This window comes from Geminicoccus roseus DSM 18922 (assembly GCF_000427665.1).
In the GTDB taxonomy this organism is placed as follows: Bacteria; Pseudomonadota; Alphaproteobacteria; order Geminicoccales; family Geminicoccaceae; genus Geminicoccus; species Geminicoccus roseus.
Window position 1 is genome coordinate 628,100 of sequence record NZ_KE386572.1, and the last position, 12,476, is coordinate 640,575.

At 64.0% G+C, this 12,476-nt stretch carries 4 protein-coding genes, 2 tRNA genes and 3 rRNA genes; 1 reads left to right on the plus strand and 8 read right to left on the minus strand.

The window, feature by feature from the left end; translation table 11 throughout:
• Window positions 1–90: 90 nt before the first annotated feature.
• From GEMRO_RS0104350 to GEMRO_RS0104370, 5 genes are all read right to left on the minus strand, one after another.
• Window positions 91–167 (minus strand) — tRNA-Met (locus GEMRO_RS0104350).
• Between the two features lie 46 nt (window positions 168–213).
• A 5S ribosomal RNA gene (gene rrf / locus GEMRO_RS0104355) occupies window positions 214–328 on the minus strand.
• Window positions 329–515: 187 nt separating this feature from the next.
• Window positions 516–3,279: ribosomal RNA gene (locus GEMRO_RS0104360) — 23S ribosomal RNA — on the minus strand.
• A 463-nt stretch (window positions 3,280–3,742) separates the two neighbouring features.
• Window positions 3,743–3,819: transfer RNA gene (locus GEMRO_RS0104365), tRNA-Ile, on the minus strand.
• A 152-nt stretch (window positions 3,820–3,971) separates the two neighbouring features.
• Window positions 3,972–5,456, minus strand: a 16S ribosomal RNA gene (locus GEMRO_RS0104370).
• The 16S, 23S and 5S rRNA genes sit together here with 2 tRNA genes alongside, the layout of an rRNA operon.
• Before the next feature lie 721 nt (window positions 5,457–6,177).
• Here GEMRO_RS0104370 and GEMRO_RS27525 point away from each other — a divergent pair.
• On the plus strand, window positions 6,178–7,665 hold the full coding sequence (locus GEMRO_RS27525; RefSeq protein WP_051328680.1) for a M23 family metallopeptidase: 1,488 nt from the start codon (window positions 6,178–6,180) through the stop codon (window positions 7,663–7,665).
• Between the two features lie 83 nt (window positions 7,666–7,748).
• Here GEMRO_RS27525 and clpB read toward each other — a convergent pair whose 3' ends face one another.
• From clpB to prfA, 3 genes are all read right to left on the minus strand, one after another.
• Window positions 7,749–10,340 carry an ATP-dependent chaperone ClpB gene (gene clpB, locus GEMRO_RS0104380; protein ID WP_027133038.1) on the minus strand — a complete coding sequence of 864 codons (2,592 nt, stop codon included), beginning with the start codon at window positions 10,338–10,340 and terminating at the stop codon, window positions 7,749–7,751.
• 176 nt (window positions 10,341–10,516) lie between these two features.
• Window positions 10,517–11,371 carry a peptide chain release factor N(5)-glutamine methyltransferase gene (prmC, locus tag GEMRO_RS0104385; protein WP_027133039.1) on the minus strand — a complete coding sequence of 285 codons (855 nt, stop codon included), beginning with the start codon at window positions 11,369–11,371 and terminating at the stop codon, window positions 10,517–10,519.
• Window positions 11,368–12,423, minus strand: coding sequence for a peptide chain release factor 1 (prfA, locus tag GEMRO_RS0104390; RefSeq protein ID WP_027133040.1), 1,056 nt, complete (start codon window positions 12,421–12,423; stop codon window positions 11,368–11,370). The genes prmC and prfA overlap by 4 nt, the downstream gene beginning before the upstream one ends.
• Between the last annotated feature and the right edge of the window lie 53 nt (window positions 12,424–12,476).

Consider the following 12,476-nt stretch of genomic DNA (forward strand, 5'->3'; position numbering starts at 1 on the left):
AAATTGGCTGCGCTCCAACGGCGAATGGCCCCCGGAGCCTGTGCTGGCTGGGGGCATCTGTCAGCGCTGGTGATATGTGGTTTGTGGATTTGGATGCGGGGAGAGGATTTGAACCTCTGACCTTCAGGTTATGAGCCTGACGAGCTACCGGGCTGCTCCACCCCGCGTCGAGGGAAGTCTCGCTGGTGTTGTGTTGTTGGCGGCGTCACGCTGACCCGGCGGCGACCGACTTTCCCGTGCCTTAAGACACAGTATCATGGGCGCTGAGGGGTTTCACGGCCGAGTTCGGGATGGGATCGGGTGTGGCACCCTCGCTGTGACCACCGGGTCGGCGTGACGTCGCGATCTTGCCTGGTGGCGCGCCGTTGGCGCGCCGGCTTCCCTGTCTATCGGCCGTTCGGCCTACTTGAGCCAGGGAAGCTTTTCTTGCGGCAAGTACGGTGACTGTGTGATTGGGACGTTTTGGGATGCTGGATCGTCCGGTGTCTTGCACGGGTCGATCGCTGGTGTGGGGGGAGATGAGGCCGATCGGGCGATTAGTATCGGTAAGCTGCATGCATTGCTGCACTTCCACTTCCGACCTATCGACGTGGTGGTCTGCCACGGCCCTGATAGGGAGACGTTGTTTCAAGGTGGGTTTCCCGCTTAGATGCTTTCAGCGGTTATCCCGTCCAGACTTAGCTACCCGGCTGCGCGGCTGGCGCCACGACCGGCCCACCAGAGGTCTGTCCATCCCGGTCCTCTCGTACTAAGGACGGATCCTTTCACGTCTCCAACACCCACGGCAGATAGGGACCGAACTGTCTCACGACGTTCTAAACCCAGCTCACGTACCACTTTAATCGGCGAACAGCCGAACCCTTGGGACCTGCTTCAGCCCCAGGATGTGATGAGCCGACATCGAGGTGCCAAACCACTCCGTCGATGGGGACTCTTGGGAGTGATTAGCCTGTTATCCCCGGCGTACCTTTTATCCGTTGAGCGATGGCCCTTCCACGCGGGACCACCGGATCACTAGGGCCGACTTTCGTCTCTGCTCGAGCCGTCGCTCTCGCAGTCAAGCAGGCTTGTGCCCTTGCACGCAACGGCTGGTTTCCGACCAGCCTGAGCCTACCTTCGCGCGCCTCCGTTACACTTTGGGAGGCGACCGCCCCAGTCAAACTGCCCACCATGCGGTGTCCCCGATCCGGATCACGGACCTGGGTTAGACATCAAGCGAACCAAGGGTGGTATTTCAAGGACGCCTCCATCCCGGCTGGCGCCGGAACTTCAAAGGCTCCCACCTATCCTACACATGTTTCGCCTAATGCCAGCGCAAAGCTGCAGTAAAGGTGCACGGGGTCTTTCCGTCTGACCGCGGGTACCCCGCATCTTCACGGGGAATTCAATTTCGCTGAGCCGGTATCGGAGACAGTGGGGAAGTCGTTACGCCATTCGTGCAGGTCGGAACTTACCCGACAAGGAATTTCGCTACCTTAGGACCGTTATAGTTACGGCCGCCGTTTACCGGGGCTTCGATTCGGAGCTCTCACCCCTCCTCTTAACCTTCCGGCACCGGGCAGGCGTCAGACCCTATACGTCCTCTTTCGAGTTCGCAGAGCCCTGTGTTTTTAGTAAACAGTCGCCACCCCCTGGCTTGTGCCCCCCGCCAACAGTTGCCTGCCAACGGGGCCCTCTTCTCCCGAAGTTACGAGGGCAATTTGCCGAGTTCCTTCGATACCGTTCTCTCAAACGCCTCGGTATGCTCAACCAGTCCACCTGTGTCGGTTTCGGGTACGGTCTATACGTGGGAGCTGTTTCCTGGACGTCCTTCGCGGCACCTCCAATCCGTTAAGGAGGTACAACTTACGGCCGCCGTCACTACCCACAGGCCGGGGAATGTTCACCCCGTTCCCATCGACTACGCCTTTCGGCCTCGCCTTAGGGGCCGGCTCACCCTGCGCGGATTAGCCTTGCGCAGGAACCCTTGGACTTTCGGCGGGAGTGTCTCTCACACTCCTTGTCGCTACTCATGTCAGCATTCGCACTTCCCATACCTCCAGCCGACCTCACGATCGACCTTCACAGGCCTAGGGAACGCTCCGCTACCGCTCGTACAAGTACGAGCCCGCGGCTTCGGTGCGTGGCTTGAGCCCCGTTACATTTTCGGCGCAGGACGGCTATTAGACCAGTGAGCTGTTACGCTTTCTTTAAAGGATGGCTGCTTCTAAGCCAACCTCCTGGTTGTTGTGGCCTTCCCACATCCTTTTCCACTTAGCCACGACTTGGGGACCTTAGCCGGCGATCTGGGCTGTTTCCCTCTTGGCGACGGACCTTAGCACCCGCCGCCTGTCTGCCACGCTGGACACTTCGGTATTCGGAGTTTGGTTAGGTTTGGTAAGGATTGCTCCCCCCTAGCCCATCCAGTGCTCTACCCCCGAAGGCAATCACGTGACGCGCTACCTCAATAGCTTTCGCGGAGAACCAGCTATCTCCGGGTTTGATTGGCCTTTCACCCCTAACCACAGGTCATCTCCGTCTTTTTCAACAGACGTGAGTTCGGTCCTCCAACAGGTGTCACCCTGTCTTCAACCTGCCCATGGCTAGATCACCCCGGTTTCGGGTCTACCGCCGCCAACTAAAGCGCCCTGTTCAGACTCGCTTTCGCTGCGCCTTCGCCTATCGGCTTAAGCTTGCTGGCGACGATAACTCGCTGACCCATTATACAAAAGGTACGCCGTCACCCACCCCATGTCCCGAAGAACATGGTCAGGCTCCGACTGCTTGTAGGCATCCGGTTTCAGGTTCTGTTTCACCCCCCTTGTCGGGGTGCTTTTCACCTTTCCCTCACGGTACTGGTTCACTATCGGTCGTCGAGGAGTACTTAGGCTTGGAGGGTGGTCCCCCCATGTTCGGACAGGGTTTCACGTGCCCCGCCCTACTCGAGGACCTGTTGGAAGCTCTACCCGTACGGGGCTGTCACCCGCTATGGCGCGCCATTCCATGCGCTTCCGGTTCGTTCCAACAGGCCACTGGCCTGATCCGCGTTCGCTCGCCACTACTAACGGAGTCTCGGTTGATGTCCTTTCCTCCGGGTACTTAGATGTTTCAGTTCCCCGGGTTCGCTTCCGCCACCTATGGATTCAGTGACGGATACCGCACACGTGCGGTGGGTTTCCCCATTCGGAGATTCTGGGATCAACGGTTGCTCGCACCTTCCCCAGACTTATCGCAGCGTGCCACGTCCTTCATCGCCTCTCGACGCCAAGGCATCCACCAGATGCCCTTGATTACCTCTTCTCCACCCCACAACAGCGACCGACCCGTGTTGTCTTCTTGCTGGGCTATCGGCCTTCGGCCTGCTTGAGCCCGGTTTGCACCGGATCCAACCAACAGCTTCAGATCCTCGAGCCTGACAAGATCACGTGCCCTTCGCTGCGGCAGAGCCCCACCGGTCGTGAGAGACGACCGGCAAGTTCTTCCACACCCCCCGATCGCTTGCGATCGGGAGTTTGATTGAGCATCCCGTGCGTCCCAAACTCGAACCACCGGAACAGGCTATTCCACCTGCACCGACCGTCCGAGCGGTCACACAGTCATCAAACACAACACCATACGATGATAAACAGAACGTCCGCCGGGCCAACGCCCGGGAACGACCATCAGGACCAGGCCCCAAGGGGCCATGATCCGGTCATGGAGCACTTCATCCGTCGCGCATGAAGACATCCTGTCCATCCACCGCCAGTCGCCTGGCGGGGAATGGTGGGCCCGGGCCGATTCGAACGGCCGACCTCACCCTTATCAGGGGTGCGCTCTAACCGACTGAGCTACGGGCCCGAACTCAGGATTGTCTTCATCTGGAGGGATGTGCGGACGGCGCCCCGCAGAAGCGAACTTCCGCATGGGACTTTGCTTTGCCGACTTGCGCCGGCTGTATCGACCTCAGCGACCCCGGGCAGTCCGTGAGATGCCCGACATCGAGGGTCCAGAAAGGAGGTGATCCAGCCGCAGGTTCCCCTACGGCTACCTTGTTACGACTTCACCCCAGTCGCTGACCCGACCGTGGTCGGCTGCCCCCTCTTGCGAGGTTAGCTCACCGGCTTAAGGTCGAACCAACTCCCATGGTGTGACGGGCGGTGTGTACAAGGCCCGGGAACGTATTCACCGCGGCGTGCTGATCCGCGATTACTAGCGATTCCACCTTCATGCACTCGAGTTGCAGAGTGCAATCCGAACTGAGATGGCTTTTAGGGATTTGCTCGGCCTCGCGACCTGGCTGCCCTCTGTCACCACCATTGTAGCACGTGTGTAGCCCAACTCGTAAGGGCCATGAGGACTTGACGTCATCCCCACCTTCCTCCGGCTTGTCACCGGCAGTCCCCGTAGAGTGCCCAGCCCAACCTGATGGCAACTACGGACAAGGGTTGCGCTCGTTGCGGGACTTAACCCAACATCTCACGACACGAGCTGACGACAGCCATGCAGCACCTGTAACCGCCCCCTTGCGGGACACTGCCTCTCAGCAGCTTTAACGGCCATGTCAAGAGTTGGTAAGGTTCTGCGCGTTGCGTCGAATTAAACCACATGCTCCACCGCTTGTGCGGGCCCCCGTCAATTCCTTTGAGTTTTAACCTTGCGGCCGTACTCCCCAGGCGGTGTGCTTAAAACGTTAACTCCGACACCGAGAGACAAGTCCCCCGACATCTAGCACACATCGTTTAGGGCGTGGACTACCAGGGTATCTAATCCTGTTTGCTCCCCACGCTTTCGCGCCTCAGCGTCAGATCCGAGCCAGTGAGCCGCCTTCGCCACCGGTGTTCCACCCAATATCTACGAATTTCACCTCTACACTGGGTATTCCACCCACCTCTCTCGGTCTCAAGCCCGCCAGTATCGAATGCAGTTCCGGGGTTGAGCCCCGGGATTTCACACCCGACTAAACGAGCCGCCTACGCGCCCTTTACGCCCAGTAATTCCGAACAACGCTAGCACCCTCTGTCTTACCGCGGCTGCTGGCACAGAGTTAGCCGGTGCTTCTTCTCCGGGTACCGTCATCATCTTCCCCGGCAAAAGGGCTTTACGACCCGAAGGCCTTCATCACCCACGCGGCGTCGCTGGATCAGGGTTGCCCCCATTGTCCAAGATTCCCCACTGCTGCCTCCCGTAGGAGTCTGGGCCGTGTCTCAGTCCCAGTGTGACCGATCATCCTCTCAGACCGGTTACGGATCGCAGGCTTGGTAGGCCGTTACCCCACCAACTACCTAATCCGACGCGGGCCCATCCCAGGGCGTGAACTTTCCACTCCCGTGCGTATCCGGTGTTACCTGCAGTTTCCCGCAGCTATCCCAGACCCCAGGGCAGGTTCCCACGTGTTACTCACCCGTCCGCCACTCACTCTTGCGAGTGCGTCCGACTTGCATGTGTTAGGCGCGCCGCCAGCGTTCGTTCTGAGCCAGGATCAAACTCTCAGCTTGATCGCTGACCATCTAGGCATACGCAAGGTACCCATCAGAACCTCCGAAGAAGTTTCCAATGAACACCAAGATGTACCAGACGATCATCCCCACCCAGCCAGCCAACCAAAGTCAGCCAGACCAGAGGACGCCGCCCGCACATCCCTCCAAAACGCTTTTTCTAAAAAGCGCTCCACCAACCAACGATGTCAAACAACAACCCGCCGACCACCGCCCAGCCTCAACCAGACGACCATCGGGCAGCCCTTCCAGGCCGCCACCCAATCCCAACAGACCAGGCCGAAATCTTCACCAAAACCCGGCTAAACCACCAGGCAGCAGGCCATCCCCGCCGCCCAGCACCCCGCCGCGCTTCGTGAGCCGGGTTCTAGGACCAACCAGTGAATGCGTCAACAAGGTTTTTGTGAGAAAGTTCCGACGGAAGTCATTCTACCTTCGGCAACTCCGTCGGAGCCTGTCTGGTTCCCTTGGAGGGGCCGGTGTCGGGCCCATGCCGGGGGCGGCGGATCCTGTTCGGGATCCCGATGATCCGGCACGTCCATGAGCCCGGCTTCGATCGGTTGACAGGGCCCCCTGCCCTCCGCATGGTCCCACTATCATCTTGATACGATGAGGGGTGCAGGTGGCCGGATCGAAGGAGCCGGCCCCGCACGGCTCCAGCCGGTAGCGGACCGGCTTGATCCAACAAAGGGGGATGCCCCGCTATGGGAGGGAAATAGCGTTGCGTTCACCCAAGGCCTCCCGTCCGCGCACCCGCTGGGCGCCCCTCGCCGCCGCGGCCGGTTTGGCCTTCACTGCCGGGTTCGGGGTCGCCGGCGTCACCTTCCATCTGATGGGCAGGAGCGGCGACGACGCCGTCACCCAGATCGTCCCGCCGCCGACACCACCCGCCGTCGTCACGCCGCCCGAGCTGGCCGCCGCTGTCCTGTTCGCCGAGCCGGCCCGAAGCGGCAGCCCGCCCGCCGCCACCCCGGTGGCCGCAGTAGCCCGGCAGGACAGGGAGTGGCCGAGGGACTGGGCTCTCGACCAGATTGACCCGGATGCCGGCGATGCCGCCACGGCGGCCCCAGAGCAGCTTCTGCCGCCGGAAGTCGGCGTGCTGGAGGTCGACGTCGAGAAAGGCGACACCCTGATCGACATCCTGATGCGGGCCGGTGCGGTCGGCGCCGATGCGCATGCCGCCATTGCCGCCCTGAAGGACATGTACGATCCGCGCCAGCTTAGGGTCGGGGACAGGGTGTCTGTCGAGATCGACAGCGACGACGAGACGATGCCCCTGAAAGGGCTGACCATCCCGGTGGCCTTCGCCGAGGAACTCAAGGTCCAGCGCAGCGACGAAGGCAGCTTCGTGGCCGAAACGGTCCAGCTCACCCTGGATCGCGAAGACATTCTCGCCGCCGGCGACATCCGGGGCAGCCTCTACGACAGCGCCCGTGCCGCCGGGATGACGGCAGAAACCATCATGCGCTTCGTGCGCCTCCTGTCCTGGGACGTCGACTTCCAGCGGGACCTGCAGGACGGCGACCGTTTCGAGGTGATCTACGACCGGCTCAGCACCTCCGATGGCCGCGCCAGCCGCTATGACGGGATCAGCTTTGCCCGTCTGGTCACCGGTGGGCGCGACCTCATCCTCTACCGCTTCAAGGGCAAGGACGGAACGGTCGCCTGGTACGACGCCGACGGCAAGTCGGTGCGCAAGTCGCTCCTGCGCACGCCGATCGACGGGGCGCGGCTGAGTTCCGGCTTCGGCATGCGCCGCCACCCGGTGCTGGGCTATTCGCGGATGCACAAGGGGACCGACTTCGCGGCACGACCCGGCACGCCGATCTTCGCTGCCGGTGACGGCGTCATCGAGGTGCGCGGCCGCAATCGCGGCTATGGCAACTACATCCGGATCCAGCACAACGGCGAGTATGCTACCGCCTACGCCCATATGAGCCGCTTCGCCAAGCAGCTGAAGGTCGGCAGCCGGGTCCGGCAGGGCGAGGTGATCGGCTATGTCGGTTCCACCGGCCTCTCCACCGGCCCGCACCTGCACTACGAGGTCCTGAAGAACGGCAAGCAGATCAACCCGATGGAGGTGAAGCAGAACGTGGCCGAGGAACTGGGCGGGGCCGAACTGGCTCGTTTCCAGGCAGAGCGGCAGCGGCTCGACCGCCTGCGCCGGGACCTGGCCGAACCGGCCATGGTGGCCCAGAAGCAGGGATAGGGCGACCTCCCGATCCGAGCACAAAAAAAGGGCCGCCCGGCCTGACCGGGCGGCCCTTTGGCTGTCTGGACGCTCCGCCTTGGTCAGGCGGCCATGGCAAGCCCTTCCGGCGTGATCGACAGGGCGCCCTCGCCCGCGCCGATCCGGACGCGCTCGCCATCCTGGATCCGTCCTTCGAGGACGGCTGTCGCCAGCGGATCCTGCAGGTGGCGCTGGATCGCCCGCTTGAGCGGCCTAGCCCCATAGACCGGATCGTAGCCCGCCTCGGCAAGCCAGGCGATCGCCGCCTCGTCGATGTCCAGCATGATCCGCCGGTCGGCCAAGAGCTTCTCCAGGCGCTGCAGCTGGATCCGGACGATCCCGCCCATCTGGGCGCGGCCCAGCCGGTTGAACAGGATGATCTCGTCCAGGCGGTTCAGGAACTCCGGCCGGAAGCTCGCCTGGACCACCGCCATCACCTGCGCGCGGGCATCCTCGGCCGGCGCGCCGTCCGGCAGTGCCGCCAGGAACTCCGAGCCCAGGTTGCTGGTGAGCACGATGATGGTGTTGCGGAAGTCGACCGTGCGCCCCTGGCCATCGGTCAGCCTGCCGTCGTCCAGGACCTGCAGCAGCACGTTGAACACATCCGGATGCGCCTTCTCGACCTCGTCGAACAGGATCACCTGGTAGGGCCGCCGCCGTACCGCCTCGGTGAGCGCCCCGCCCTCGTCATAGCCGACATAGCCGGGCGGTGCGCCGATCAGCCGGCTGACGCTGTGCTTCTCCATGTATTCGGACATGTCGATCCGGATCATCGCCTGCTCGTCGTCGAACAGGAAAGATGCCAGCGCCTTGCACAGCTCGGTCTTGCCCACCCCGGTCGGCCCGAGGAACAGGAAGCTGCCGATCGGCCGGCTCGGGTCCTGCAGGCCGGCGCGGGCGCGGCGCACCGCCTTGGCGACCGCCTCGACCGCCGGATGCTGGCCCACCACCCGGGTCTCCAGCTTGTCCTCCATCTGCAGCAGCTTTTCCCGCTCGCCCTCCAGCATCTTGTCGACGGGGATGCCGGTCCAACGGGACACCACATGGGCGATGTCGCTCTCCGTCACCTCCTCGGCCACCAGGGGGCGGCTTTCCGCGGCCTGCGCCTCGGCCAGCTTCTTCTCGGCCGCCGGGATGTCGCCATAGGCGAGCTTGCCGGCGCGCTCGAAGTCGCCCTTGCGCTGGGCGATCGCCAGCTCGTTGCGCAGCTGCTCCAGCTGTTCCTTGAGCTTGGTGGCCGAGGCCAGCTTCTCCTTCTCCGACTGCCAGCGCGCGGTGATGTCGGCCGAGGTCTTCTTCAGCCCATCCAGCTCCTTGTCGAGCTTGGCCAGCCGGTCCTTGGACGCCTGATCGCTCTCCTTCTGCAGCGCGGCCTTCTCGATCTCCAACTGCAGGATGCGCCGGTCCAGCTCGTCCAGTTCCTCGGGCTTGCTGTCGATCGCCATGCGCTTGCGCGCCGCCGCCTCGTCGATCAGGTCGATCGCCTTGTCCGGCAGGAAGCGATCGGTGATGTAGCGGTTCGACATGGTCGCGGCCGCCACGATGGCGCCATCGGTAATGCGCACGCCGTGATGGAGCTCGTACTTCTCCTTCAGCCCGCGCAGGATCGATACCGCGTCGGCCACGTCCGGCTCGGCGACCATCACCGGCTGGAAGCGCCTGGCCAGCGCCGCGTCCTTCTCGATGTGCTTGCGGTACTCGTCGAGCGTGGTGGCGCCCACGCAGTGCAGTTCACCGCGCGCCAGGGCCGGCTTCAGCATGTTGGAAGCGTCCATCGACCCTTCCGCCTTGCCGGCACCCACCAGGGTGTGCAGCTCGTCGATGAACAGGATCGCGTCGCCCTCGCCATGGGCCAGCTCGCTGAGCAGGCCCTTCAGCCGCTCCTCGAACTCGCCCCGGTACTTGGCCCCGGCGACCATGGCGCCGAGGTCCAGCGACAGGAGCTTGCGGTCCTTCAGGCTTTCCGGCACGTCGCCGTTCACGATCCGGGTGGCAAGGCCTTCGGCAATGGCGGTCTTGCCCACACCGGGCTCGCCGATCAGCACCGGATTGTTCTTGGTCCGCCGCGAGAGCACCTGCACGACCCGGCGGATCTCCTCGTCCCGCCCGATCACCGGATCCAGCTTGCCCTCGCGGGCGGCCGCGGTCAGATCGCGGGTGTACTTCTCCAGCGCCTGATACTGGTTCTCGGCGGAGGCGCTGTCGGCCTTGCGGCCCATGCGGATCTGCTCGATCGCGCCGTTGAGCGCCTGCGGCGTGACGCCCGCACCCTTCAGGATCTTCGATGCTTCCGGATCGGAAATCGCCAGCGCCAGGAGCAGCCGCTCGGCCGTGACATAGCCGTCGCCCGCCTTCTTCGCGAGAGTCTGGGCCTGGTCGAACAGCTTGGCCAGCTCAGGGGAAAGACCGACCTGTCCCGCGCCGGGCCCCTCCACCTTGGGCAGTCGGCCAAGCGACAGCTCGGTATCGCGCAGGGCGACCTTCGGGTCGCCGCCGGCAGCCCGGATCAGGTTGGCGGCCAGGCCTTCCTCGTCGTCCAGCAGCACCTTGAGCAGGTGAATCGGCAAAAGGCGCTGGTGCCCCTCGCGCAAGGCCAGCGACTGGGAGGACTGCACGAAGCCCTTGGCGCGGTCAGTGTATTTTTCAAAGTCCATCGGACACCTCCATCAAAGGCTCCCCGTATCCCGGGCAAGCCATCGGTCGCGGGCCTTACCTCAGAAGCACCCGCACCGTATTGATGATCGAGGTGGGACGTCGTTGATCCAGCGCAAGATCTTGAAAACGGAGAGAAGCTACCGTTCCAGCTCGACCAGCCTCGCCACGATGCAGGTCAGGACGCGGTTGATGGGCGTGTCAGCACGAGACAGCGGCCAATTCCTGCCAGATCCGGCCGCACCACGACATCGAGATCATGCTGGCCGAACCAGTCGGACAATGGGACGTCCTGGCCCTGGCCGATTTCCAGCAGGACCACCCCGCCAGGTGCCAGCAGGCGCAAGAGGTCAGGGGTCATCGCCCGATAGGACGCTGTCCCATCCGCTCCGGGCGACAATGCCTCTCCCGGTTCCCAGGCCAGTTCCGGCTCCAGCAAGGCGAGGTCGCCGGCATCGACATAGGGCGGGTTGGAAACGATCAGGTCGAAGGCTCCATGGATCGCCCCTCCCCAGTCGCTCTCGAACAGATCAAGCCTTTCTTCGGCTCGCAGGGCTGCGGCGTTCTTCCGGGTATATTCGAGCGCTGTCCTGCTCCGGTCGACGCCGACGCCGCTGGCGGACGGGAACTCCGCCAGGAGGGTGAGGAGAATGCAGCCGGAGCCCACGCCGATATCGAGGATCCGCAGGTGTGCCTCCGGGTCGGGGAACACTTCCCGCGCGGTGTCGATCAGGATCTCGGTCTCCGGGCGCGGCACCAGCACGCCCGGCCCGACCTGGAAGGGACGGCCATAGAACTCCCGCAGACCGGCCAGGTAGGCGAACGGCTCGCGCGCCGTGCGCCGCTCGACCAAGCGGGAAAGCCGGTCCGCCTGGGTCGGGGTCAGGGGAGCCTGCTTGTTCACCAGCTGCTGGGTCCGGCTCCACCCGGTGGCGAGTTCCACCAGCAGCATCGCCTCCCGCCTGGGCGCCTCGATGCCGGCGGCGGCCAGCTGCCCCGCTGCGGCCCGCAGCGCCTGGGCGAGCGTGGTCACTCCAGCTGCGCCAGCTTGCGGGCCTGATCCTCGGCCACCAGCGCCTCGACGAACCGGCCGAGACCGGGGCCGGCGATCACCTCGTCCAGCGCATAGAGGGTCAGGTCGATCCGGTGATCGGTGACCCGGTTCTGGGGGAAATTATAGGTGCGGATCCGTTCAGAGCGGTCGCCGGACCCGATCTGCTCCCTGCGATCGGCCGAGCGCTCCTGGTCGGCCCGGGCGCGTTCCTGGTCGAACAGGCGGGCGCGCAGGATCTTCATCGCCCGGGCCTTGTTGCGGTGCTGCGAGCGTTCGTCCTGCTGGAACACGACGATCCCGCTCGGCAGATGCGTGATCCGCACCGCGCTCTCGGTCCGGTTGACATGCTGCCCGCCGGCGCCGGAGGCACGCAGCACGTCGATGCGCAGGTCCTTGTCGTCGATCTTGACGTCGACCTCCTCCGCTTCCGGCAGAACTGCCACGGTAGCGGCCGAGGTATGGATGCGGCCTCCCCCCTCGGTCACCGGCACCCGCTGAACCCGGTGCACCCCCGATTCGAACTTCAGCCTGGCGAAGACACCCTGGCCCTCCACCGCCACGGAGACTTCCTTCAGTCCGCCAAGATCGGTCTCGCTCTCGCTCAGGACCTCGAACTTCCAGCCCTGCAGCGCCGCGTAGCGCTGGTACATCTTGAACAGGTCGCCGCCGAACAGGGCGGCCTCCTCGCCGCCGGTCCCGGCGCGGATCTCCAGGATCGCGCTGCGGTCGTCCGCGGCATCCTTGGGCAGGAGCGCCAGACGCAGGGCCCGTTCCGTGGCGTCCAGCCGCAAGCGCGCCTCGGGCAGGTCAGCCCAGGCGAGTTCGCGCATCTCCGCATCGTCCAGCATCACCTCCAGGCTCTCGACCTCGGCCTCGGCATGGCGGAAGGCGTCGATCGCCTCCGTCACCGGGCGCAGATCGGACAGTTCCCGGGCAAGCTGGACGATGTCGCTGCGGCCGGGTTCGGCCAGCAGCGCTTCCAGCTCTTGCCGGCGGGCGAGGATCGGGTCGAGGTCGAGCTTGGCTGCCATGTCGATCGCGGGCTGGAGTGACGGGACCCTCCTGTCGACGAGCCAGCCCGGCG

Coding starts and splice junctions, on each gene's coding strand:
- prfA (WP_027133040.1), bottom strand. CDS start 12,423: ATGGCAGCCAAGCTCGACCTCGACCCGATCCTCGCCCGCCGGCAAGAG.
- clpB (WP_027133038.1), bottom strand. CDS start 10,340: ATGGACTTTGAAAAATACACTGACCGCGCCAAGGGCTTCGTGCAGTCC.